Source organism: Streptomyces sp. DSM 110735 (assembly GCF_016482685.1).
Classification (GTDB): domain Bacteria; phylum Actinomycetota; class Actinomycetes; order Streptomycetales; family Streptomycetaceae; genus Streptomyces.
Genome location: NZ_JACYHF010000026.1, coordinates 45170 through 68230, shown reverse-complemented (window position 1 = coordinate 68230; position 23061 = coordinate 45170). Strand labels below are relative to the sequence as shown.

The 23061-nt window shown below is 71.8% G+C and carries 26 protein-coding genes; 12 read left to right on the top strand and 14 right to left on the bottom strand.

Annotated features, from left to right (window positions below; genetic code table 11):
- Window positions 1-10: 10 nt before the first annotated feature.
- Genes IF655_RS27930 through IF655_RS27910 form a run of 5 tightly spaced genes read right to left on the bottom strand, consistent with a single transcriptional unit; the run spans window position 11 to window position 2832 of the window.
- Complete coding sequence (locus IF655_RS27930; protein WP_199587909.1) at window positions 11-406, bottom strand: hypothetical protein; 396 nt, start codon at window positions 404-406, stop codon at window positions 11-13.
- On the bottom strand, window positions 403-1188 hold the full coding sequence (locus IF655_RS27925) for a transglutaminase domain-containing protein (RefSeq protein WP_199587908.1): 786 nt from the start codon (window positions 1186-1188) through the stop codon (window positions 403-405). The genes IF655_RS27930 and IF655_RS27925 overlap by 4 nt, the downstream gene beginning before the upstream one ends.
- Window positions 1185-1916, bottom strand: coding sequence for a TetR/AcrR family transcriptional regulator (locus tag IF655_RS27920; protein WP_199587907.1), 732 nt, complete (start codon window positions 1914-1916; stop codon window positions 1185-1187). Before IF655_RS27920 ends, IF655_RS27925 begins: the two co-directional genes overlap by 4 nt.
- Before the next feature lie 11 nt (window positions 1917-1927).
- Window positions 1928-2416 carry a DCC1-like thiol-disulfide oxidoreductase family protein gene (locus IF655_RS27915; RefSeq protein ID WP_199587906.1) on the bottom strand — a complete coding sequence of 163 codons (489 nt, stop codon included), beginning with the start codon at window positions 2414-2416 and terminating at the stop codon, window positions 1928-1930.
- On the bottom strand, window positions 2413-2832 hold the full coding sequence (locus IF655_RS27910; RefSeq protein WP_199587905.1) for a hypothetical protein: 420 nt from the start codon (window positions 2830-2832) through the stop codon (window positions 2413-2415). Before IF655_RS27910 ends, IF655_RS27915 begins: the two co-directional genes overlap by 4 nt.
- A gap of 147 nt (window positions 2833-2979) precedes the next feature.
- On the opposite strand from IF655_RS27910, the gene IF655_RS27905 reads away from it, so the two are divergent.
- The 3 genes from IF655_RS27905 (at window position 2980) to IF655_RS27895 (ending at window position 4269) form a co-directional block, all read left to right on the top strand.
- A complete protein-coding gene (locus tag IF655_RS27905) occupies window positions 2980-3456 on the top strand; it encodes a TM2 domain-containing protein (protein WP_199587904.1) in 477 nt (158 codons plus the stop codon).
- Complete coding sequence (locus IF655_RS27900; RefSeq protein WP_206776528.1) at window positions 3453-3854, top strand: DUF2752 domain-containing protein; 402 nt, start codon at window positions 3453-3455, stop codon at window positions 3852-3854. The genes IF655_RS27905 and IF655_RS27900 overlap by 4 nt, the downstream gene beginning before the upstream one ends.
- Window positions 3855-4005: 151 nt before the next feature.
- Window positions 4006-4269 carry a TM2 domain-containing protein gene (locus IF655_RS27895; protein WP_199587903.1) on the top strand — a complete coding sequence of 88 codons (264 nt, stop codon included), beginning with the start codon at window positions 4006-4008 and terminating at the stop codon, window positions 4267-4269.
- Between the two features lie 79 nt (window positions 4270-4348).
- Here the strand turns inward: IF655_RS27895 and IF655_RS27890 are convergent, their stop codons facing one another.
- The 5 genes from IF655_RS27890 to IF655_RS27870 form a co-directional block, all read right to left on the bottom strand.
- Window positions 4349-5110 carry a succinate dehydrogenase iron-sulfur subunit gene (locus IF655_RS27890; RefSeq protein ID WP_199587902.1) on the bottom strand — a complete coding sequence of 254 codons (762 nt, stop codon included), beginning with the start codon at window positions 5108-5110 and terminating at the stop codon, window positions 4349-4351.
- Window positions 5110-6864 (bottom strand): succinate dehydrogenase flavoprotein subunit, encoded by a 1755-nt coding sequence (gene sdhA, locus IF655_RS27885; RefSeq protein ID WP_199587901.1) that lies wholly within the window; start codon window positions 6862-6864, stop codon window positions 5110-5112. The genes IF655_RS27890 and sdhA overlap by 1 nt, the downstream gene beginning before the upstream one ends.
- A 19-nt stretch (window positions 6865-6883) precedes the next feature.
- Window positions 6884-7357, bottom strand: coding sequence for a succinate dehydrogenase hydrophobic membrane anchor subunit (locus tag IF655_RS27880; protein ID WP_018544066.1), 474 nt, complete (start codon window positions 7355-7357; stop codon window positions 6884-6886).
- 5 nt (window positions 7358-7362) lie between these two features.
- Complete coding sequence (gene sdhC, locus IF655_RS27875) at window positions 7363-7743, bottom strand: succinate dehydrogenase, cytochrome b556 subunit (protein WP_078495794.1); 381 nt, start codon at window positions 7741-7743, stop codon at window positions 7363-7365.
- Between the two features lie 407 nt (window positions 7744-8150).
- A complete protein-coding gene (locus IF655_RS27870) occupies window positions 8151-8699 on the bottom strand; it encodes a 2-oxo-4-hydroxy-4-carboxy-5-ureidoimidazoline decarboxylase (protein ID WP_199587900.1) in 549 nt (182 codons plus the stop codon).
- Between the two features lie 178 nt (window positions 8700-8877).
- Between IF655_RS27870 and IF655_RS27865 the strand changes: the two genes are divergently transcribed.
- The 4 genes from IF655_RS27865 to IF655_RS27850 all read left to right on the top strand — a co-directional run bounded on the left by IF655_RS27865 (window position 8878) and on the right by IF655_RS27850 (window position 12669).
- The gene (locus IF655_RS27865; RefSeq protein ID WP_307815089.1) at window positions 8878-10500 is read left to right on the top strand and encodes a glycoside hydrolase family 20 protein; all 1623 of its coding nucleotides are present in this window, start codon (window positions 8878-8880) and stop codon (window positions 10498-10500) included.
- Window positions 10501-10627: 127 nt separating this feature from the next.
- Complete coding sequence (locus IF655_RS27860; protein WP_199587899.1) at window positions 10628-11440, top strand: DUF4328 domain-containing protein; 813 nt, start codon at window positions 10628-10630, stop codon at window positions 11438-11440.
- 104 nt (window positions 11441-11544) lie between these two features.
- Window positions 11545-12105 (top strand): hypothetical protein, encoded by a 561-nt coding sequence (locus IF655_RS27855; protein ID WP_199587898.1) that lies wholly within the window; start codon window positions 11545-11547, stop codon window positions 12103-12105.
- Window positions 12106-12270: 165 nt separating this feature from the next.
- Window positions 12271-12669 carry a hypothetical protein gene (locus IF655_RS27850; protein WP_199587897.1) on the top strand — a complete coding sequence of 133 codons (399 nt, stop codon included), beginning with the start codon at window positions 12271-12273 and terminating at the stop codon, window positions 12667-12669.
- A gap of 18 nt (window positions 12670-12687) precedes the next feature.
- Here the strand turns inward: IF655_RS27850 and IF655_RS27845 are convergent, their stop codons facing one another.
- The gene (locus IF655_RS27845; RefSeq protein WP_199587896.1) at window positions 12688-13842 is read right to left on the bottom strand and encodes a hypothetical protein; all 1155 of its coding nucleotides are present in this window, start codon (window positions 13840-13842) and stop codon (window positions 12688-12690) included.
- A 693-nt stretch (window positions 13843-14535) separates the two neighbouring features.
- Here IF655_RS27845 and IF655_RS27840 point away from each other — a divergent pair.
- Together IF655_RS27840 and IF655_RS27835 are read left to right on the top strand one after the other, a co-directional pair.
- Window positions 14536-15198, top strand: coding sequence for an RNA polymerase sigma factor (locus IF655_RS27840; RefSeq protein ID WP_199587895.1), 663 nt, complete (start codon window positions 14536-14538; stop codon window positions 15196-15198).
- Entirely contained in the window at window positions 15198-16337 is a 1140-nt protein-coding gene (locus IF655_RS27835; protein WP_199587894.1) for a hypothetical protein, read from the top strand. The genes IF655_RS27840 and IF655_RS27835 overlap by 1 nt, the downstream gene beginning before the upstream one ends.
- A 195-nt stretch (window positions 16338-16532) precedes the next feature.
- Here IF655_RS27835 and IF655_RS27830 read toward each other — a convergent pair whose 3' ends face one another.
- On the bottom strand, window positions 16533-17357 hold the full coding sequence (locus tag IF655_RS27830) for a L,D-transpeptidase family protein (RefSeq protein WP_199587893.1): 825 nt from the start codon (window positions 17355-17357) through the stop codon (window positions 16533-16535).
- A gap of 77 nt (window positions 17358-17434) precedes the next feature.
- On the opposite strand from IF655_RS27830, the gene IF655_RS27825 reads away from it, so the two are divergent.
- Both IF655_RS27825 and leuE read left to right on the top strand, forming a co-directional pair.
- Entirely contained in the window at window positions 17435-19033 is a 1599-nt protein-coding gene (locus IF655_RS27825; protein WP_199587892.1) for a methylmalonyl-CoA mutase, read from the top strand.
- A gap of 115 nt (window positions 19034-19148) precedes the next feature.
- A complete protein-coding gene (gene leuE / locus IF655_RS27820; RefSeq protein ID WP_199587891.1) occupies window positions 19149-19802 on the top strand; it encodes a leucine efflux protein LeuE in 654 nt (217 codons plus the stop codon).
- Between the two features lie 21 nt (window positions 19803-19823).
- On the opposite strand, the gene IF655_RS27815 is transcribed toward leuE, so the two are convergent.
- On the bottom strand, window positions 19824-21215 hold the full coding sequence (locus IF655_RS27815; protein ID WP_199587890.1) for an FAD-dependent monooxygenase: 1392 nt from the start codon (window positions 21213-21215) through the stop codon (window positions 19824-19826).
- A gap of 79 nt (window positions 21216-21294) precedes the next feature.
- On the opposite strand from IF655_RS27815, the gene IF655_RS27810 reads away from it, so the two are divergent.
- Window positions 21295-21945 carry a TetR/AcrR family transcriptional regulator C-terminal domain-containing protein gene (locus IF655_RS27810; RefSeq protein ID WP_199587889.1) on the top strand — a complete coding sequence of 217 codons (651 nt, stop codon included), beginning with the start codon at window positions 21295-21297 and terminating at the stop codon, window positions 21943-21945.
- A 2-nt stretch (window positions 21946-21947) separates the two neighbouring features.
- Here IF655_RS27810 and IF655_RS27805 read toward each other — a convergent pair whose 3' ends face one another.
- A complete protein-coding gene (locus IF655_RS27805) occupies window positions 21948-23060 on the bottom strand; it encodes an acyltransferase (RefSeq protein ID WP_242488964.1) in 1113 nt (370 codons plus the stop codon).
- Between the last annotated feature and the right edge of the window lies 1 nt (window position 23061).

Sequence of the window (23061 nt, the reverse complement as noted above, 5' to 3'; positions counted from 1 at the left end):
CGGACAGGCCCTAGGGGGCTCCGCCCGGTCCCGTCTTGCCCGTGAACGGGAAGAGCGGGTAGCCCTCCATGCAGTCGCCGCCGGGCGGGTGGTACGGCCAGTCCATCCCGAGGCGGTAGAGCAGGGTCAGTGCGAGGGCGCCCGTGAGCAGACCGAGCCACTGGCCGCCGGGAAGCGGCAGGCGGCGCAGCGCGTACTGGAGCAGGAGCAGCAGCAGCGTCAGGCAGAGCCATACGACCGCCGTCGTCATCCACAGCCCGACATGGTTGCTCGCGTCGTTGCCGAGCGGGCAGCTCGCCCAGGACCGGGCGGTCCACACGGTGCCCCCGTAGGCGCCGAGGGCGGCGAGCACGGGAGCGAGCGAGTAACCGCCGCCGCCGTGCCGCGTGGACTGCCCCGGTGTCACCGCGCCCCCGCCGACCGGCGCCCCAGCACCGGTTCCGCCACGAGCCGTGCCGTCCAGCACAGGGTCTGGCCATGGCGGGCGAACAGCTCGTCGCGGGAGTCGAAGTGGCCGAGGTCCGTCAGGACGTGGGCGGAGAGGTCGCAGGAGGCGGAGTCCGCCGGGCAGGCGGTCGTGCCGTCCCAGTCGATCGCCGTACGGGAGACCGCGTCGAAGAGGGTCTCCGCGCCGGAGTTGGTGAACCCGCCGCCGGGACGGGCGCTCAACTCGTCCAGCCCGCCGAAGAGTTCCGAGACGGGCAGCCAGGCGGAGTCCAGCGCGAACTCCGGCCACGCCAGCACCACTTGGTCGGGGACGAGACGGCGGAGGGTGGGAAAGCGGGGGTACCAGTACCGCCCGTCCACCACCAGCCCCCGCACCCGCGTCGCCACCCCCGACGCCCGCGCGAAGGACTCAAGGACCGCGAGCCGCTGACTGCACGAGCCCCGGCGGCGGCGCAGCACATCGGACACCGGGCGCTCGTCCTGTACCGAGTACACCGGGCGGACGGCTCCGGCGATCCACCGGTGTGCCCGGCGCAGGGTCGCCACGGGGTCGGCGGCGGGGCTCTCTCCGTCAAGGGGTACGGAGATCTCCCGCAGCAGCGCGGACACCGAGGGGTGGCGCCAGTCCAGGATCGCGGTGGGCTCCGTGCTGCCCGCCGCCGCACCCCCGCCGCTGTCAGCCGCCGTACCCCCGCCACCCGAGCGGACCCGCCCTCGCGGGGTGAGCAGTGAACTCGTCATGACCGTTTCCCCGGGTCCGGCAGCGCCTTGGTCATCCCCGGCAGGAAGTCGGTGAACAATTCGTGTACCTCCAAAACGAGCGGACGCAGCACGCGGAAGCGGGCCAGCGCCACACCGCGTGCGGTGAGACGGGCGCCGCGGCGGGCGAGGCGGTAGCTGCGTTCGCGGTTCTCGGTGCGGTCGAAGACCCAGTAGAGGACGAGTCCCATCTGGGAGAGCCACATCAACTCGGGCAGGACCTCGCGGAGTTCGGGCGCGACCTTCGCCTTGGAGCCCGCCAGGACCTCGCGGTGGACGCGCATCGCCTCCTCCCGGGCGTGGCTGCTCTCGGGGGAGAAGGGGCTGAGCGGGCTGTCCGGGTCGGCGGCGTTCTTGAAGAACTGGACGGCGAACTCGTGGTAAGGCCGGGCGACGTCCAGCCACGCGGTCAGCACGCCCGCGAGCCGCGCCTCCAGGTCGGTCTCCCGGTCCAGGATCTCCCGGACCGCCACCTGGTGCTCGGCGGCGATCCGGTCGTAGAAGCCCTGGATCAGGTGCTCCTTGCCCGCGAAGTAGTAGTAGGCGTTGCCCACGGAGACCCCCGCCTCTGTGGCGATGGCCCGCATCGTCGTCTTGTCGTAGCCGCGCTCCTGGAAGAGCCGCATCGCGGTCTCCAGGATGAGCGCGCGGGTCTGCTCGGACTTGGTCTGGGGTCCGGCCGCGTCGGGGCCGTCGTTCTTCGCGGGCACGGTAGAAGAGCCTAACCAGTGGGGCAGGAGCCGTCGGAACAGGACTGGGAGGTGTGCACCCAGCCCCGCACCGGGTCGTACCACCAGCCGTCGGCGCGGCGGTACGTCCCCTTGCCGCCCCACTGCCTGCCCCGGTACTTGGCGGCGGCCAGGACCGCGCCTCGCGCCAGGCGCATTCCGGCAGGCGTGCTCAGCTTGTGCGCCAGCGCCCGGTGCTCGCGCAGCGCCCACAGGACGACGATCCAGGCGCGGGCGCCCCGGTAGACCTGTCCGGCGTCGCCGATTACGGTCACCTGCTCCAGGGTGTCGGCCGGCCTGAGCCCGGGGAACCGCTCGCGCGCCTCGGCGGACGCGGCGGCGACCAGGCGCACCGGCACCAGCTTGGGCTGTCTGGCCAGCCAGTCCTGTACGTGCCGGCACAGCGCGCACTCGGCGTCGTAGAGGACGGTGAGCCCGTGGACCGGGGCGGCCACACCGCCCCGGTCCTGAGCGGCGCTCACGCCTCGGCCGCCGGAGGCGCCATCGGCGGGACCCAGCTCTGCGGTCCCACCGGCGGGTTGGTCTCGCGCTCCATCAGCCCCCGCCGACGGATCTTGTTGAGCACGTACACGTTGCCCAGGTGCATCACGCCGAGGACCAGGAGCACCACGCCCAGCTTGGTGGACAGGGCCTCGAAGATGCCGCGGGTGTCCTCGATCTCCCCGCTCTTGCTCAGATAGAGCGCCACGAAGCCGAGGTTGACGAGGTAGAAGCCGACGACCAGCAGATGGTTCACGGCGTCGGCCAGCTTCTCGTCGCCGCGCAGTACGTCCGCCAGGAAGATCCGTCCGTTGCGGCTGAGCGTACGGGCCACCCAGACGGTCAGTCCGATGCTGACGGCCAGGTAGATGACGTAGGCGATGACGGTGCGGTCCATGCCCCACCCCTTCTTGAACGCGTTCAAAACGCTGACAGGGCATGACTGTAGACCTCTTTTTGAACGTGTTCAACCAAGCCGCCGGACCGCCTGGCATGATGATCCGAAATAATCGTCTTGTCGCAACGATCCCCAGGAGCAGTCGCCTTGAGCGAGCAGCCTCAGCAGCCGGGTCCCCAGCAGCCCGGTCAGCCCGGCCCCCAGCAGCCGGGCCCGCCCGGGTACGGCTACCCCAACCAGCCCCCGCCGTTCCCGCCGCCCGGCTACCAGCAGCAGGGCGGTTACCAGCAGGGCTACCAGCAGCCGCCGGGCTACCAGCAGGGCTACTACCCGCCGCCCCCCGGCGCCGTCCCGCCCGGCACCTACACCGGCGACCCCCACGCCCCCTACGGCTACGACCCCTACGGGCGCCCGTACTCCGACAAGTCCAAGATCGTCGCGGGCGTGCTCCAGCTCTTCGTGGGCAGCCTCGGTGTCGGCCGCTTCTACCTCGGCAACGTCGGCATGGGTCTGGCGCAGCTCTTCACCTGCGGCGGCTTCGGCATCTGGGCGCTGATCGACGGCATCATGCTGCTGGTCAACGACAACCAGACCGACGCCCAGGGCCGCATCCTGCGCAGTTGACGGCCGTGCCCCGCTTCCCGCTTCGCCACCCGGCGGCGGCGCCCCTGGCGGTGCTCGCCGCCGGTGCCGCCGGTGCCGCGTACCTCTACGGCACCGATCCGCACCAGCCCGGTCATCTCCTGCCCGGCTGCCCCTTCCGGCTGGTGACCGGGCTGCTCTGCCCCGCCTGCGGCGGCACCCGCATGGTCTACGACCTGATGCACGGTCACCTCTCCCAGGCGTGGCTGGACAACCGCGCCCTGCTGCTGGCTTCGCCGTGGGCGCTGGCGCTCCTGGGGCGCTGGGCGCTGGAGGGGCTGCGGGGGCGCCGCTGGCAGCCCCGGCTGAGCCCCCGCGCGCAGGCGGTCGTCCTGGGGCTCGCGGTGACATGGTGCGTGGTGCGCAACATCCACCATTGATCACGGTACGGGAACGATCGTTCGATCGTACTCCTGCATGCCCGCTCCGTCTCCCTACGATCACCACGCACAGGGGGGACGACGGGGCACGCACTTCGCCGTGGGGTCTCTCCTGCCCGAAATCCCTACGGCACTCCCAGGAGCACCCGCCATGAGCGTCCCCACCCCTGACGCCCCCTACGGTTTCGACCCGCAGGGGCGCCCGTACTCCGACAAGTCCAAGATCGTCGCGGGCATCCTGCAGATCTTCCTGGGCGGTCTCGGCATCGGCCGCTTCTACGTCGGCAACACCGGCGTGGGCATCGCCCAGCTCCTCACCTGCGGCGGTCTCGGCTTCTGGGCGCTGATCGACGGCATCATCTTCCTCGTGAGCAACGACCGCACGGACAGCAACGGTCGCGTGCTGCGCGGCTGAGCGCACGGACACCGCAAACGCCCGAGGGCCCCGTTTCCGGACGACGGAAACGGGGCCCTCGGGCGTGGGACCGCGAGGATCAGAAGCGGCGCGTGATCAGGGCGCGCTTGACCTCCTGGATCGCCTTGGTGACCTCGATGCCACGCGGGCAGGCGTCCGTGCAGTTGAAGGTCGTGCGGCAACGCCACACGCCGTCACGGTCGTTGAGGATCTCCAGGCGCTGCTCACCGGCGTCGTCGCGCGAGTCGAAGATGAACCGGTGCGCGTTGACGATGGCGGCCGGACCGAAGTACTGGCCGTCGTTCCAGAACACCGGGCACGACGAGGTGCACGCGGCGCACAGGATGCACTTCGTGGTGTCGTCGAAGCGCTCGCGGTCCTCGGCGGACTGCAGGCGCTCACGCGTCGGCTCGTTGGTGTCGTTGGTGACCAGGAACGGCATGACGTCCCGGTACGCCTGGAAGAACGGGTCCATGTCGACCACGAGGTCCTTCAGCGCGGTCAGGCCCTTGATGGGCTCGACCGTGATCGGCTTCTCGGGGTTGACGTCCTTGATCAGCGTCTTGCAGGCCAGCCGGTTCTTGCCGTTGATCCGCATGGCGTCGGACCCGCAGATGCCGTGGGCGCAGGAACGCCGGAAGGTCAGCGTGCCGTCCTGGTCCCACTTGATCTTGTTGAGCCCGTCGAGGACGCGCTCCTTGGGGTCCATCTGGAGCTGGAAGTCCTGCCAGTGGACGTCCGGCGAGACCTCCGGGTTGAACCGGCGGATCCGCAGGGTGACCGTGATGTAGGGGGACGCGGCGGCAGCCGCCTCCGCCTTGTCCAGAACAGGGGTAGCCATCAGTACTTACGCTCCATCGGCTGGTAGCGGGTCTGGACGACCGGCTTGTAGTCGAGACGGATGGTCTCCGAGCCGTCGTCGCCCGTCTCGCGGTACGCCATCGTGTGGCGCATGAAGTTGACGTCGTCGCGGTTCGGGTAGTCCTCGCGGTAGTGGCCGCCGCGGGACTCCTTGCGGGCGAGCGCGGAGACGGCCATGACCTCGGCCAGCTCCAGCAGGTTGCCCAGCTCGATGGCTTCCAGCAGGTCGGTGTTGAACCGCTTGCCCTTGTCCTGGATCGCCACGTTCTCGTACCGCTCGCGCAGCTCGGCGATCTTCTCGACCGCCGTCTTGATCGTCTGCTCGGTGCGGAACACCATGACGTTGGCGTCCATGGTCTCCTGCAGCTCCCGGCGGATGTCGGCCACCCGCTCGGTGCCGGTGGAGTTCCGCAGCCGCTCGATCTGCGCGACGACCATGCCCTCCGGGTTCTCCGGCATCTCCACGAAGTCGACCGTGTGGGCGTAGTCGGCGGCGGCGATGCCCGCGCGACGGCCGAACACGTTGATGTCGAGCAGGGAGTTGGTGCCCAGGCGGTTGGCGCCGTGCACGGAGACACAGGCGACCTCGCCGGCCGCGTACAGACCCGGGATGACGGTGGTGTTGTCCGCCAGGACCTCACCCTCGACGTTGGTCGGGATGCCGCCCATGGCGTAGTGCGCGGTGGGCTGGATCGGGATCGGGTCCGTGTAGGGCTCGATGCCGAGGTAGGTGCGCGCGAACTCGGTGATGTCCGGGAGCTTCGCGTCGAGCTGCTCCGGCGGCAGGTGCGTGAGGTCGAGGTAGACGTGGTCGCCCTCGGGACCGCAGCCCCGGCCCTCGCGGATCTCGGTGTAGATCGAGCGCGAGACGACGTCACGGGACGCGAGGTCCTTCATGACCGGCGCGTACTTCTCCATGAAGCGCTCGCCGTCCTTGTTGCGCAGGATGCCGCCCTCACCGCGGGCACCCTCGGTGAGCAGGATGCCCATGCGCCAGATGCCGGTCGGGTGGAACTGGAAGAACTCCATGTCCTCCAGCGGGATGCCCCGGCGGAAGCAGGCTGCCTGGCCGTCACCGGTCAGGGTGTGCGCGTTGGAGGTCACCTTGAAGAACTTGCCGGTGCCGCCGGACGCGTAGATCACGGACTTCGCCTGGAAGACGTGGATCTCGCCGGTCGCCAGCTCGTACGCCACCACACCGGCGGACTTCTTGACGCCGTCGACTTCGGTGATGAGCTGGTCCAGGACGTAGAACTCGTTGAAGAACTCCACGCCCTCCTTGACGCAGTTCTGGTACAGCGTCTGGAGGATCATGTGGCCGGTGCGGTCGGCCGCGTAGCAGGAGCGGCGGACCGGCGCCTCGCCGTGGTTGCGGGAGTGACCGCCGAAGCGCCGCTGGTCGATGGTGCCGTTCGGCGTCCGGTTGAACGGCAGGCCCATCTTCTCCAGGTCGAGGACGGCGTCGATGGCCTCCTTCGCCAGGATCTCGGCGGCGTCCTGGTCGACCAGGTAGTCACCGCCCTTGACCGTGTCGAAGGTGTGCCACTCCCAGTTGTCCTCCTCCACGTTGGCCAGCGCGGCGGCCATGCCGCCCTGCGCGGCGCCCGTGTGGGAGCGGGTGGGGTAGAGCTTGGTCAGCACGGCGGTGCGGCTGCGCTTCGTGGACTCGATGGCCGCGCGCATGCCCGCGCCACCGGCGCCGACGATGACGGTGTCGTACTTGTGGATCTTCATGATTCTCGCAGCCCCGTGCCTAGCGGATGTTCGGGTCGAAGGTGAAGATCACCAGCGTGCCCAGCAGGATGGTGAACACCGTGGCGGTGTAGAGCAGCGCCTTCAGCCACAGGCGGGTGTTCGCGCGCTCCGCGTAGTCGTTGATGACCGTGCGCAGGCCGTTGGCGCCGTGCAGCATCGCCAGCCACAGCATCGCCAGGTCCCAGACCTGCCAGAACGGGGACGCCCAGCGACCCGCCACGAAGGCGAAGCCGATCTTGGAGACGCCGCCGTCGAGCACGAGCTGGATCAGCAGGTGGCCGATGACGAGGACGACCAGCACGATGCCGGACAGGCGCATGAAGAGCCAGGCGGCCATCTCGAAGTTGCCCCGCGTGGACTTCGGGGTCTTCTTGGTGCGCGTGCGCGAGCGCGGCGCGTCGAGGTTCAGCGCGTAGGCGTCTTCGAAGCCCTCCGCGGAGGAGCCCGTCAGATTGATCTCAGAGGTGGACATCGGCGTCAGCTCCCGAACAGGACACGAGCGGCGTGGCCGAGGACGGGGTAGAGCGCGCCCACCATCAGGACGAGCCAGACACCGACGACGGTCCACAGCATCTGCTTCTGGTAGCGCGGCCCCTTCGACCAGAAGTCGACGGCGATGACGCGCAGACCGTTGAGCGCGTGGAAGAGGATGGCGGCGACGAGGCCGTACTCCAGCAGCGCGACGATCGGGGTCTTGTACGTGGCTACGACCTTGTCGTAGTCCTCGGGGGAGACACGCACGAGAGCGGTGTCCAGCACGTGAACGAACAGGAAGAAGAAGATGAGGACGCCGGTGACTCGATGAGCCACCCAGGACCACATACCTTCCCGGCCGCGGTACAGCGTTCCAGCCGGCACGGAAGAACCCTCCGGGTGCGGGGACTAGGGCCGCGCCGGCTTCGGTGTCGGTCGGGCCCGGCCGGGTACGGTCCACCGGCCCTCAGCATCGTATCCATGACGTGCGCCAGGGCCGACGGGGGGCCGGTCTGTGTGATCCACCCCGCATCGCACGGGTGATCGACACCACCCCGGAACGGGTCCGGGTCCGAGACCGGTCCGGGGGATCGCGGCGCGGGTCCGGGTGTCCGGCCGCTCGCCCGCGGGGTTGTCGCCGGGGGTCGGGTCCCCCGCCCGGATTCCCTCGCGCGGGGGCGCCCTCGGCGCGTCGGCGTCCTTCTCCGCCCGCCGACTGGACGGTCCCTGCCCCGCTCACCTGGGCAGACGCGGCGTCGGTCAGCACCGGCGCCCTGGTCCGCCGGACAGGGCTACGCGTGGGGGCGCGGGGCGTAGTCGCTGGTGGTGCGGCAGCCCGTGGGGCCGAGGTGGAGGGCGAGGCGGTGGCGGGCCAGCCCGCGCAGTTCCTCGGCCACGACCACCCGTTCGTCGTCCGGATCGTTCGTCAATCGTGACCGGATTCCTTCGAGGACGCGGTCGGGCAGTTCCTCCGGTGGAGTGTCGCCCGGAGAGATGACAAAAACATGGCCGAATCGCGCCTCGTAGGCGGCGTGCGCGGCGTCGAGCGCGGTGTGGGCGGCGGAGTACGTCCCCTCGGGCAGCCGGGGCAGGGACTCCCCGGCGAGCGCCTCGGCGAGGTCGGTCTGGTCCAGGTCGTACGCCGCCTCGTCGGCCGCCGCGAGCAGCGCGGGCAGGTCCGGGTACGGGCGGTGCTCGGCGAGCCGGTCCGCCCAGCGTGAGCTGCGCAGACAGCGCTCCAGCAGGGCGCGTGCCTCGTCGGCGGGGGCCAGGTTGAAGGCGTCGAGCGGCGTGGGGAGATACGGCGAACGGTGCGCAGGCAGCGTGGGTCCTCGCGTCACGTGTGGTGTGGGGCAGGGGGCAGCATGAGGTACGGCAGGGGAACGTGTGAAAGGTGTGCCGACACGTTATCGAGAGTGGTCAGTGTGTGTCCGACGGATGCCCGATTTTCACTCGGACGGGAGAGTTTCGGAAACTCTCGATGACGGGTCCCCGCCGGTTCGGTCGTAGGTTGGGATCGTGAGCCAGCACAGGCGCCGTGCTCCGGCGCGTCAGGTGAAGGTGAAGCGGAAACGGGCGATCGTCGTCGCGGCGGTGGCCGGGACGGTCGTGGCCGGCGTGGGTGTCGGCGTGTGGGCCTCCTCGGGCGGCGGCTCGCCCGGCGGCTCGGACGTGGCGAGCGTGGGCGACAGTCCGAGTCCGAGCCCGACGCGGAACTATCCGCTGTCGAAGGCGCCCCGGACCATACCGGCGGTCCGGTCCCACACCCCGGCGCACGGCCCCGGTTGGCAGCCCGCGCGCGGTGACCGGGTGGTGGTGACCGACCCGAAGCTGGCCGACGAGGGCAAGCTCATAGCCGGGGAGCTGGGGCTCAAGTACGCCGGGCAGCAGAAGGACACGCGCTCCGGCGACCTGCGGCTCACGCTCGGCGGCAAGGGCGGCAATCCGGAGTCGTACACCATGACCGTGCGCGACGGCCGGGTGGAGATCAGCGGTCCCGCCGACGCGGGCGTGTTCTACGGGACCCGGACCCTCAAGCAGGAGGTCCACGGCGGCGGCACCGCCCCCGAGGGCGTCGTCAAGGACGAGCCCGCCAAGCCGGTGCGCGGATTCATGCTCGACATCGCGCGCAAACCGTTCTCCGAGTCCTGGATCGAGGACCGGGTGCGCGAACTGGGCGACCTGAAGTTCAACGAGCTGGGACTGCACTTCTCCGACGACCAGGCGTTCCGGATCCAGTCCACCACCCACCCCGAGATCGTCTCCAAGGACCATCTCACCAAGGCGCAGGTCAAGAAGATCATCGACCTCGCCGCCGCCCGGCACATCACGGTCGTCCCCGAGATCGACTCGCCCGGCCACCTCGGCGCTGTCATCGCCGCCCACCCCGACCTCCAGTTGCGCAACGCGAGCGGCACCCCGACGCGCGGCGCGATCGACATCTCCAAGCCCGCCTCCGCCAAGATCGTCGACGATCTGCTGAACGAGTACTCCGGGCTTTTCACCCAGAAGCAGTGGCACCTGGGCGGCGACGAGTACCAGGCGCTGACCGTCTCCGACCCCGAGACCTCCTATCCCCAGCTCGCCTCCGCCGCCCGCCAGAAGTACGGCCCGGACGGCTCCGTCGCGGACCTCGCCACCGGCTGGCTCAACGACCGCGCCGCCACCGTCCGCGCCCACGACCGCACCATGCGGGCGTGGAACGACGGCTTCCTGCGCGACACCTCGATCCAGCCCGCCAAGGATCTCCAGGTCGCCTACTGGACCGGCAAGGAGATAGGGGCGCGCCCCCCGGCGGAGTATCTGAGCGCGGGCCGCAAGGTCCTCAACTACAACGACGAGTACCTCTACTACGTCCTCGGTGAGCCCCAGACCTTCGTCTACCCGACCGGTCAGCGCATCTACGAGCAGTGGACCCCGCGCGTGATCCGGGGCACCGACCCCGTCCCGGCGCGCTACGACGGCCAGATCCTCGGCGGCTCGTTCGCGGTGTGGTGCGACTTCCCCAACGCGCAGACCGAGGCGCAGGTCGCCTCCGGTATCCGGATGCCGCTGCGGGCGACCGTGCAGAAGCTCTGGTATCCGGGTCAACCCCCGCTGTCCTGGGACCAGTTCAGGCAACTCGCGAATCGGCTGGACTGACTCCCGGACGGAACGTATGTTCCAGGTAAAGCCGTCGGCGGGTCCGCTCGCCGGCGGCTTCCTGGTGCACACCCGCCTGGGGAGGGCGGTGTCGCGCCGTCGGCACCGTATCGGGGGGTAGACCTTCATGACCTGCACGCATTGCGGCCGTCGGCCCGCGTCCGCCGGGAACACGCTGTGCCCGGAGTGTCTTGCCGCGGGGGCGCATCCGCCGTTCGCGCCCGCCGAGCCGCCGCTCGCGCCGCTGCCCGGGGCGCTGCCGGGGGCGCCGTCCGGGGCTGCTTATGACGCGCGGTACGCCGCGCCCTACGCGCTCCCGCCCGGTCTCGCGCTGTGCTCGCCGGTCGGGCTGGGGCGGGCCGCCGTCACACTGCTGGCGCTCGTCGCCGTGGCGGACCTGTTCGCCGTCTGGGCGGACGCGCTCCAGTTGGACAGCGCGAGCAGGGGTCGTACCTCCGACCTGGCCGACATCGCCACCGGGCTCACCGGCGGCGCCCAGATGCTCACCCTGCTCGCGGCGACGGTCGTCTATCTGTGCTGGCTGTACCGGGTGCGGGTCAACGCCGAGGTGTTCGACCAGTCCGGGCAGAGCCTGAAGCGGGGGTGGGCGATCGGCGCGTGGTTCTGCCCGATCGTCAATCTGTGGTTCCCGCGCCGGATCGTGCTCGACATCTGGAACACGAGCGCGCCCCGGGGGCGCCCCGCCGGGCACCGGCTGATCGACCTCTGGTGGGCGCTGTGGCTCGTCTCGCTGTTCGCGGAGCAGGCGACGGCCCGGTTCGACGGCGGCGCGGACGCCGTGTGGGAGGCGCGCGTCATGCTCTTCGCCGACCTCACCGACATCGCCGCCGCCGTGCTCGCCGCGCTGGTCGTGGTCCGGCTGACCCGGATGCAGGACCACAAGGCGCTCGCCGTTCCGTTCGCCCCCGTTCCTGGCTGACGTTCTTGGCTGAAAACCGGCGACTGTGACACTCCCGGGCCGTCGCACGCAGTAAGGGGAAATGCGGGCTCCGTAAAGACGGTGCCCAGGCGAGGGGAGATTCCATGAGCCTGGTGGAACTGATCGCACAGGCCGACGCGCGGGGGCTGGCCGCCAGTGGACTGGCTTGTTCGGATCGGTGCGTCCCCCTGCTCTACGAGGACGACGAACTGCTGCGCCCGCTCTGGGCGCACCTCGCCGACGGCTCCGACTGGTCCGAGAGCCTGGAGAAGACCCGCGCCGCGCTCGGCGCGGTGGACCCCGGCGAGGACGAGGCGGCGCTGCTGGTGCGCCGGATGCTGGAGACGGCACCGGCCGAGCGGTCCGGCGAGGCGCTGCGCGAGTGGGCGGACGCCTGCTCGCTGGCCGCCCTCCAGGTCCACCGGCTCCTCGACCCGGCGACCGAGGACACCGCCCCCGCCGCCGACGCCGCCGAGGACCGCCACGGCGGTACGGAGGAGACGTCCTCCCCGCTGGTCGCCGCCGAACTCCGGCGCCAGACCGTCGTCCTGGAACTCCTCGCCGAGCACGGCGTGGGCGGGCTGCGCCGCGCCCTGGACGTGTCGATCGAGGGGCGCCGCATCCTCCAGGCGGTGGTCTCGCGCCGGGCGCGCAGCCAGGGCTGAGCGGAGCGGGGCGTAACGGTTCTTCAGGGCGCCCCGCCGCTCAAACCCTCTCGCGTGGGCGGGAACTGTGATCGTCCCGGGGTGGCGGTGGGGCGGTCCTGCGCCGGTTCCCGGAACGGCCCGGATTCCTGTTACGGCGGGGGCTCCGGGACCGCTGTCCCCTGTGTGACAGCCCCGTACCCCACCCCCGCGTACCCGCCCGCCCCCCTGGACACCCGTCCCGCCCGCTGGGCCGCCGACACCGTCGCCGCGCTCCGCGAGGGCGCCCGGCTCCGGCTCGACTACACCGCGCGCAGCATGTGGCGCGTCGACCGCGTGATCGACGAGATACGCCGCGACGGCCCGCCCTACGAAGCCGTGCGCCGCGTGCTGCGCGGCTTCGGCGCCTACGCGGGCGAGGTCATCGCCCGCCAGACCGGCGCCGAATGGTGGGCCACCGACGGCGACCCCTGCCTGCGCACCCCCGACGGCCGCCTCTGGACCCCGATGGACGAAGCCCGCCGCGCCTACGAGGGCGACGGCTCGCTCGGACTGCTGTGCCGGGAGGCGATCACGGGGCGGTGAGCCGCTGACGAATGTGCCCTAGCGGGCGGCGCCGACCGGGCGGAGGTGGTTCCCGGCGAGGTCGCGCAGTTCCTCGCGGGTGCGGGCGGGGTCGGCGGTGGCTTCGGTGGCGCGGGCGGCGGGGAGGTAGCGGACGCCGTCTATCTCGCAGACGAGCGGTCCCGCGCCGGTGTCGCGCACCAGCGCCTCGCCGACCGGGGCGGGACCGCCGACGGTACGGCGACCGGTGCCCCGGGACCGGGAGAGCGGCTGGAGGAACCGGGGCGCCGTCACGTCCCCGCCCTCCGGCCGGAACAGGACCAGCACCATCTCGCCGGGCTCGCGGCACAGACGGACGTACCGCATGGGCTGCCAGGCGTCCTTGCCGCCACCCTGCCGCGCCGCCCGCAGCACCGGTCCGCACAGCGGGACGCGGTCGGTCACGACCCAGCCGATCCGGGCGAGGCACACGATGCCGACCGTGCCGAACAGCGGGAAGCGCCAGTGCCCCAGGTGGAAGTGGTCGTCGAGGACGGCGCCGCCGGAGAACGCCAGCGGGTACCAGGCGGCGGTGCCGAGGACGGTGACCGCCACCCACGCCCACGGCGACAGGGACGTACGACCGGGGCCACGGCGCGGCGGCGTCACCCGGGGTTCCGGCCGATGGCGATCGGCGTGCCGTGCCGCGGCGGCGAGGCTCGCGTACCGCAGGTCGTCCCCGAGAGCGGGCCACTCCTCCTCGTCCGCCCCACTGTCCGCGACCGCTTGAGGCAGGGCAACCGTCCCCGCCCGGCGCACCAGCCGGACGCGCCGGGCGTACAGCAGCGGGTTGACCACCAGCGCCCCGCCCAGACCGAGCAGTCCGGGCACCCCGCCGAGCACGGCGACCACCCGCGGAGTGACCCCCGTGTCCACGGCATCACCCAGCAACGGCCAGGGAAGCGCGACGACCGGTATGCGCTCACCCGCGCGCACGGTCGCCGCGTCGCAGTCCACACTCGCCCGCTCCACCCCGCCGTCCCAGGCGACGGTGCAGTCCTCCTCGTCCCGGTCCACCCGCACGACCTCGGCAGCCGTGTGCTTCCCGAACACCGCGACGTCCGCGGCGACCAGCCCCACGAACAGCCCCACGGCAAGCGCGAACACGGCCCACGCGGGCGCAGCGGGCAGCAACGTCCGCCGCGTGACGGGCACAGTCCGTGGCTCTTCCCCCAGCCATTCACCCAGGGTCCGCGCGTCATGCGTGGCCAACCCCAGCCGCACCACCGCCCCTTGAGGGGTCCGGTACCGCAGGCTGACCTTCTCCAGAGCGGACCGTCCGACGGCGGAGACCGTCGCCCCCAGCGCCTCGCCCCCGCGCGGCAGCGCAACGGCGCTCCCGTCCCGACCCAGAAAAACGGGCCCGTCGAGCCGCGGATCGACCAGCAACCACCCCGTGCGCCCCTCCATCCGCCCCCGGAAGTGCACAGCCCGCCCCACCCCCAACGCCCGCCGCCTCCGCCCCGCCGCCCACCGAGCCAGCCCGGCGACAACCAGGGGCAACACCACGAGCCCCACAAAGGTGCCCACCATCGAATCCCGTCGTCTCTGTCGTTGTTACGTGAACGGAGAAGCGTACGGGGGCTGCCGGACAGGGCATCGCCGCGGGAGGGAGGGGGGAGAAGTCGAAGCGACGGCCGGGGCCGCCACCCCCCACAGGAGAGGCCCCGGCCGTCGCGGGTGGCGGGTCTGGGTGCGGCCCGCATCTCGTACAGCGTCGGGAGTGCGGCTTGTGTCACACCCAATGGATCACGAGTCAGTTGCATCTTCTACAGACATGGACGGGGCACTGTTTCAGGCCGTAACGTGCCTTTCGCGCCGACCACCAGACAGGCGTAAGGGAGTGCGGTGCAGGGGGACGACGCGGAGCTGACCGCCGCGGTGCGCGCGGCCCAGGGCGGTGACGAGGAAGCCTTCCGCACGGTGTACCGCGCGGTGCATCCACGGCTGCTCGGCTATGTGCGCACGCTGGTGGGGGAGCCGGACGCCGAGGACGTCACGTCCGAGGCATGGCTCCAGATCGCCCGCGACCTCGACCGGTTCAGCGGAGACGCCGACCGGTTCCGGGGGTGGGCGGCGCGGATAGCCCGCAACCGCGCCCTGGACCACATACGGATGCGCGGACGCCGCCCGCTGATAGGCGGCGACGAGACCGAACTGACCGGCCGCGCCGCCGAGTCGGACACCGCCGGTGAGGCGATGGAGGCACTGGCCACCGACGGCACCCTCTCGCTCATCGCGCGTCTGCCGCAGGACCAGGCCGAGGCGGTGGTGCTGCGCGTGGTGGTCGGTCTGGACGCCAAGTCCGCCGCCGAGACGCTCGGCAAGCGCGCGGGAGCGGTCCGCACCGCCGCGCACCGGGGTCTGAAGCGCCTCGCCGAACTCCTCGGTCCCGACCCGGAGTCGACCGGTGGACTCGACGCCCTGCCGCCCCAGCGAGGACCCCGCGCCCGTACCGTCGCGCCCGCGAGTGTGACGCCTGCGCGTGCGCGGACGCAGAGGGACATGTGATGGCCGACGAGCACGACGAGTGGCTGGACCTCGAGACGTCGGAACGTCTGCTGAACGGCGAGCCGCCGCGATCCTCCGACGACCGGGTCCCCGACGAGGGTGCCCGGTTGGCGTCCCTGCTGGCGGTCCTTGCCGACTCCGCGGTTCCGGCCAAGGACGAACTCCCGGGCGAGGAAGCGGCGTTGGCCGCGTTCCGGACGGCGAGGGCGGGGCGTGGGGTCGACGTTCCCCTGGTGGCCGAGGTGTCGGTGGGCGCCGTTCGTGACGTCTCCGTTTCTCAACCCGACTCCTCCGTGGGCGAGTTCCACCGTCTCGACCTCGACGCCGGCGTCGTCCACATCGGTGCCCAGCCGCGGCGCCCCGTGCGTGCGCGCCGCGTGCGGTGGGGTCGGCCCGTGCGGATGGCGCTGGCCGCCGCCGTGGCTGTCGGGACGCTCGGCGGGGTGGCCGTGGCGGCCGGGAGCGGGGTGCTGCCCGGACCGTTCCGGCAGGAGCGGCCCGACCCCGGCGCGTCCGTGTCCGCCGCCGTGACGCCGGGGCGCTCCCGGCTGCCGTCGTCGCCGGGACCGTCCGGCGACACCGGACCCACCCCCAGCGCGAGCGGGTCCGCCGACCCCGGTGACGCCCCGCCCGAGGCGGCGGGCGGTGCCGACCAGGACACCGGCAGGGCGACAGAGCCCGGCACCGGTTCCCGCAGGCCCGGCACCCGGTGGCGGGCAGCCGTCGCCGCTTGCCGTGATCTGCGCGCCGGGCGGGAGCCCGAGGCGGGGCGCCGCCGTGCGCTGGAGGGCGTCGCGGGCGGCTCGGCGCGGGTGAAGACGTACTGCGCGGCCGTGCTGTCGAGCCGCCGGGACGGTCTGCCGGTCGTGCCCGTGCCCGGTGGCGTCGACACCGAGGGTCCCCTCGGCCGCTTCGGCGACGGCCACCGGTCCGACAGCCCGGGCGGATCGGACGACGGTGACGGCGACTCCGGCTCCGGCTCCGGTGACGGCCACCCCCGCAAGGACCGCGACCGCACCCTCCACCACCACCGCAACGGTCTCGCCACCCCCGTCCCCTCCGCCTACGTCCTCCCCGTCGCCCCCAGCCCGGCGGACCTCCCGACCGGCACCCCCAGCCCCACCTTCAGCACCCTCTGACCTGCGGTTTTACCCGGCGCGGAAATTTCTTCGGCAAAGGTGTGACGTTTCTGGAGCCGGTGACGCAGTACAGAGTGAGCCGACTGGTCATCGGCCGTCGCACTGAGCCGGGGTTCCCCCCGTACCCACGGCTCGTGCACCCCGGCGCGGGCGGGACATGTTCCCCCGGTCCCGCCCGCGCCCCGCTTCACCGCTTCACCAGGAGACGACAACCTTGTCGCCCACCCTCACCTGCGCGAACAGCGAGGCGATCGCCTGCTCGTCCCGCACGTTGACACAGCCGTGCGAGCCGCCCGCGTAACCCCGCGCCGCGAAGTCGTACGAGTAGTGCACAGCCTGTCCGCCGCTGAAGAACAGGGCGTACGGCATCGGGGAGTCGTAGAGCGTCGACACATGGTGCCGGGATTTCCAGTAGACGTGGAACACACCTTCGCGGGTGGGGGAGTACTGCGAGCCGAAGCGGACGGACATCGTGGAGAGGGTCCGCCCGTTCGTCATCCAGCGCAGCGTCCGGCTGGTCTTGTCGATGCACAGCACCCGGCCGGTCAGACAGCGCGGATCGGGCGCGGCGGCGGGCTGACCGCCCATCAGGTACAGCTCCCACGTGCCCGGTCGGTGCGTCATCGCCACCAGCCGCTGCCAGGTGACCGTGTCCGTGCGGCCCGTCCTCGGCAGCCCGCGCTTGCCCTGGAAACCGCTGACCGCCTTCTCGGTCAGATCGTCGTAACTCCCCGTCGGCCCGTCGAAGAGCCAGTCGAGCTGCCGCAGCCGCGCCTGCAGCTCGCGCACCCCCGAACCGCTGTCGCCGCGCGACCACAGCACCCGGGCACCGGCGACGGGCGTCGAGGTGCCGGGCGCGGCGGACGTGCCCGTACGCGGCGCGCCCGACGGCAGCTCCACGCGCAGCGGCGAGCGGTGCTTGCCGTCGGCGCCGTCCGGAGGCGTCACCGTGCAGCCGCAGAGCGCGGCGAGAGCGGCGACCGAGGCGAGCACGACGGCGGTTCTCCCCGGATTCCTCATGCCCGGGATGCTTCCCCGCGCGCCCCGCGTTGAACTACACGACGGGGGGAACGCGCGCGCACCTCCCGGAGGCGGCCATGGCACGGCACACGGAGTCCGCACGGCACACGGAGTCGGGGCAGCCCATCGAGCCGGTGTACGGTCCCGGCGACCTCGCGGACTGGGACCCGGCGGAGCGGCTGGGCGAGCCCGGCGCGTACCCGTACACCCGGGGCGTGTACCCGACCATGTACACCGGTCGCCCCTGGACGATGCGCCAGTACGCCGGTTTCGGCACCGCCGCCGAGTCCAACGCCCGCTACCGCGAGCTGATCGCCCACGGCACCACCGGTCTGTCCGTCGCCTTCGACCTGCCCACCCAGATGGGCTACGACTCCGACGCGCCCCTCGCGCACGGCGAGGTCGGCCGGGTCGGCGTGGCGGTGGACTCGGTCGAGGACATGCGGGAGCTGTTCGACGGCATCCCGCTGGACCGCGTCTCCACGTCCATGACGATCAACGCCCCGGCGGCGGCGCTGCTCCTCCTCTACCAACTGGTGGGCGAGGAGCGGGGCATCCCCGGCGACCGGCTGACCGGCACGGTCCAGAACGACGTGCTGAAGGAGTACATCGCGCGCGGCACCTACATCTTCCCGCCCCGCCCCTCGCTCCGGCTGACCGCCGAGCTGTTCGCGTACTGCGCCGCCGGACTCCCGCGCTGGAACACCATCTCCATCTCCGGCTACCACATGGCGGAGGCGGGTGCCTCGCCCGCGCAGGAGGTCGCGTTCACGCTGGCGGACGGCATCGCGTACGTCCGCACCGCGCTCGCGGCGGGCATGGACGTGGACGCGTTCGCGCCCCGGCTGTCCTTCTTCTTCGTGGCGCGCTCCACGCTCCTGGAGGAGGTCGCCAAGTTCCGTGCGGCGCGGCGCATTTGGGCGCGGGTGATGCGCGAGGAGTTCGGCGCGCGCGATCCGAAGTCGTGGATGCTGCGCTTCCACACCCAGACCGCCGGGGTCCAACTGACCGCGCAGCAGCCGGAGGTGAACCTCGTCCGGGTCGCCGTACAGGCGCTCGCGGCGGTGCTCGGCGGCACCCAGTCGCTGCACACCAACGCCTTCGACGAAGCGATCGCCCTGCCCACCGACAAGAGCGCCCGCCTCGCCCTGCGCACCCAGCAGGTCCTGGCGTACGAGACGGATGTGCCCGCGACGGTCGACCCCTTCGCCGGCTCCTACGCCGTCGAGTCGCTGACCGACGACGTGGAGGCGGCCGCGCTGGAGCTGATGGACCGCGTGGCGGAACGGGGCGGCGCGGTCGCCGCCGTCGAACAGGGCTTCCAGAAAGGGGAGATCGAGCGCAACGCCTACCGGATCGCCCGCGAGACGGAGGAGGGCGAGCGCGTGGTCGTCGGCGTCAACCGCTTCCGCCTGGACGAGGAGGAACCGTACGTCCCGCACCGCCTCGACCCCGGCATCGAGACCCGGCAACGGGCGCGCCTTGCCCGGCTGCGGGCGGAGCGGGACACGGGGGCGGTGGAGTCCGCGCTGAGCGCGCTGCGGGAGGCGGCGCGGGGCACGGAGAACGTCCTGCCGCCGATGAAGCGGGCGCTGCGGGAGCGGGCGACGGTGGGGGAGGTGTGCGAGGTGCTGCGGGGGGTGTGGGGGACGTACGTCCCGGCGGACGGTTTCTGAGGACGAGGGGACCTGACCCGGGGGCGGACCGGAGCCGGGGCGGCACCGGGGACCGCCCTGGTCTGCTGAGACCCGCGCCATAGGCACTGTCGGTGCCCCGTGCGACACTCCCTGCATGTTCGGCGTCATCGATCTCCCCACCTACCTGGCAGGGCTCGTCCTGATCGTGCTGCTGCCCGGTCCCAACTCGCTCTACGTGCTGTCCGTGGCCGCCCGCAAGGGTGTGCGCGCGGGCTATACGGCAGCCGCCGGTGTGTGGTGCGGCGACACCGTGCTGATGACGCTGTCGGCGGCGGGTGTGGCCTCGCTGCTCCAGGCGAACGCGGTGCTGTTCGGGATCGTGAAGTACGCCGGTGCCGGGTATCTGACCTGGCTGGCGATCGGCATGATGCGGGCCGCGTGGCAGCTCTGGCGCACCCGGCGCGAGGCTGCCCCGGCGGAGACGGGCGAGCAGCCCGCGGCGGACGAACGGCCGTTCCGGCGGGCGCTGGTGGTGAGCCTGTTCAACCCGAAGGCGATCCTGTTCTTCGTCGCCTTCTTCGTCCAGTTCGTCGACCCCGGCTACGCCTACCCGGCGCTGTCCTTCGTCGTCCTCGGCGCCTTCGCCCAGGCGTTCAGCTTCCTCTACCTCACCGCGCTGATATTCGGCGGCACCCGCCTGTCGGCCGCCTTCCGCCGCCGCAAGCGGCTGTCGGCGACGGCCACTTCGGCGGCGGGGGTGCTGTTCCTCGGCTTCGCGGTGAAGCTGTCGCTGGCGTCCGCCGTCTAGAGCCTGTCCGGCGGACAGGCTCTAGGAAGCGGTCCGTCCGACGCGGGTGAGGTAGCCCCCGATCCCGTCGGCCGAGTCGCCCGCCCAGCCCACGTATCCGTCGGGACGGACGAGGAAGACGCCGGAGCCGTAGGAGGCGGGAGCCGCCGGGAGGGCGCGGATGCCGTCGTGCGGGGCGGGGGCGCCGAGCAGGGTCCAGTGCGGGCCGCGGAAGGCGTCGAAGAGGCGTACGCCGTCCACCGTGCCGTCCGGCGCGCGGTCGCCCGCGCGGATGCCGGAGGGGGTCCGGCGGGTGTCCTCGCTCAGGGCGGAGTCCGGGTAGCCGACGCCGAGCTGCACGGTCGCCTTCCCGCGCCGGACCTCGCCCCGGTGGACGCCGGTGGAGAGGTCGAGCATCGCGGCGGCGTTGGCGCGGCGCTCGGACTCGTAGGTGCCGAGCAGCGCCTCCGGGGCGCCGTCGCGGAGCACCGCGCCCAGCTTCCAGCCGAGGTTGTAGGCGTCCTGGACGCTGGTGTTCAGCCCCTGTCCGCCCGCCGGTGAGTGCACATGGGCGGCGTCCCCGGCGAGGAAGACCCGGCCCGCGCGGAAGCGGTCCGCGAGGGCTGCCCTCGGGCGGAAGTCGGACGCCCAGCGCAGCTCGGTGACGTCCTCGGGGTCGAGGTGGGTGAAGGCGCCGACCAGTTGGCGGATGCCCTCCAGGGTCAGGTCGGGCGCGGTGTCCTCGGGGAGCCGCGCCGCGAGCTGGAAGTCGTCCGTACCCGCGAGCGGGCAGAGCATCAGACCGGTGCCGCCCTCGCCGGGGAAGGTGTGCCAGTGCTCCCGGCCGAGCCCGCGCACCCGCACGTCGGCGACGAGGAACGGGCTCGGGTCCACGCTCTCGCCGGTCATCCCGATGCCGACCGCGCGCCGTACCGCCGAGCGACCGCCGTCCGCCGCGACCAGATAGCGCGCGCGGATCTGCGTACCGTCCGCGAAGGACGCCGTGACGCCCTCCGCGTCCTGCGCGAGGTCCGTCAGCTCGCGTCCGAAGGCGACCGTGCCGCCCAGCTCGGTCAGGCGCGCGGCGAGGATCTCCTGCGTGCGCCACTGGGGCACCATCCAGGGCTCGGAGTAGGGCGCGCCCTCGTCCGGCTCCACGGGGTCGAACATGGGCGCCGCGCCGACCTGTTCGCCGTTCTTCCAGATCACGCGCGCCGGGTACGGACCGCCGCTCGCGCGGATCGCGTCCAGCACGCCGAGGTCGTCGAAGACCTCCATGGTGCGCGGCTGGAGTCCTTTGCCGCGCGAGCCGGGGAAGAGCGTCTCCGCCCGCTCCACGACCAGCGCGTCCACCCCGCGCCGGGCCAGGTCGGCGCCGAGGGTGAGCCCGGTCGGACCCGCCCCCACGATCAGTACGTCCACCAGGGCATTCATGGCATATCTCCTTAACGCTGTTAAGTGCCGCCGCTCACGAGGATGCCCTTAACGGCGTTAAGGTGTCAAGCTGTTCCCCGTGAGTACGGAACGACGCGCCCCCCTCGACCGCCGACGGGTCGCGGACACGGCACTCAGGCTCCTGAACGAGACCGGTCTGGACGGTCTGACCCTGCGCGCCATCGCCCGGGAGCTGGACGTCAAGGCGCCCGCGCTCTACTGGCACTTCAAGGACAAACAGGCGCTGCTCGACGAGATGGCGACCGAGATGTACCGCCGCATGATGGCAGGCGTGTCACTCGACCCCGCCGACACCTGGCAGGAGCGCCTGTACCGGACCAACCGCGGACTGCGCGCCGCCCTGCTCACCTACCGCGACGGCGCCAAGGTCTTCAGCGGCACCCGCTTCACCGGCACCGAGCACGGCAGCGCGATGGAGTCCCACCTGCGCGTCTTCACCGCCGCCGGTTTCACCCTCGCCCAGGCGGTCAATGCCGCCCGCACCGCGAACATGTACACGATCGGTTTCGTCACCGAGGAACAGGGCGTACGCCCCCTGTCCGGCGAACTCCGCGAGGGCTACGACCTCGCCGAACGCACCCGCCGCCTGGCGGAGTTCCCCCTCGCCGCCGAGGCGGGACCGTTCCTCTTCGAGAATTACGACGAGCAGTTCGAGGAGGGGCTGGCGCTGATCGTGGCCGGGATCGGGGCGCGGTACAAGATCGGCTGAGGTCAGCCCTTGAGAGCCCGGCGCAGGCGCGGACCGAACGGCTTCTCCACGAAGCGGTGCAGCAGCCACGCCAGCGCCAGCATCGCCGTCACCGTCAGAGCGAGCGTCGGCCAGGGCGCGAGCCCGAGACCGCGGTGCAGTATCCGTACGGCGAACCAGCCCAGGTGCTCGTGCACCAGATAGAACGGGTACGTCAGCGCGCCCGCCGTGACCAGCCAGGGCCAGGACGCCCACCGGGTCCAGCCCAGCGCGACGACCGCCACCGAGGCGAAGGCGAGCGTGACCACCAGGACGATCACCACCGGGTGCCGGGTGAAGTCACCGTGCGCGCCCGGATGCCACAGGTCGCGCACGGCAGCGCTCTGCCCGAGCAGCCAGGACATCACGACGATGCCCCAGGGCAGCGGGCTGCTCCCGAAGCGGTGGATCAGATAGAGCGCGAGACCGCCGATGAAGAACGGCGCGTACTCCGGCATGACCACCGCGTCGGTGAGGGCGTTGCCGGAGGTGGTGGAGATCGCGGCGGCCAGCGTCCACACGCAGGCGAACAGCACCACCCGCCGGTAGGTCGCCCCGCGCACGACCACGAACAGGGCGAACAGCACGTAGAAGCGCACCTCCGCCCACAGGGTCCAGCACACCCCGAGGATCCGGGTGGCGCCCATCGGCTGCTGGAGCATCGTCAGGTTCACCAGGAACTCGTCGGCGCGCACCGGCTTCACCACGACCGGCAGCACGAACGCCGCCGCGGTGACCAGCACCAGCGCCACCCAGTACGCCGGGTAGAGCCGGGCCACCCGTGAGCGGAAGAAGTCGCCGAGGCTGCGACCCCACCCGCTCATGCAGATCACGAAACCGCTGATCACGAAGAAGAACTGCACCCCCAGGCAGCCGTAGGGAGCCACCTGGGAGAGCCGGGGGAAGACCTCGGACGGGCTCTGGTGCCAGGACTCGGAGATCGTGCCGCCGCGCCCGGTGTAGTGGTACAGGCACACCATCAGCGCCGCCACCAGCCGCAGCCCGTCCAGGGCGAGCAGCCGCGTCCGCGGACGGGAGACGGCGGACTCCGGCGGACTGACGAGGGGAGCCGTGTCGAGCTGCGGTGTGGCGGTCATG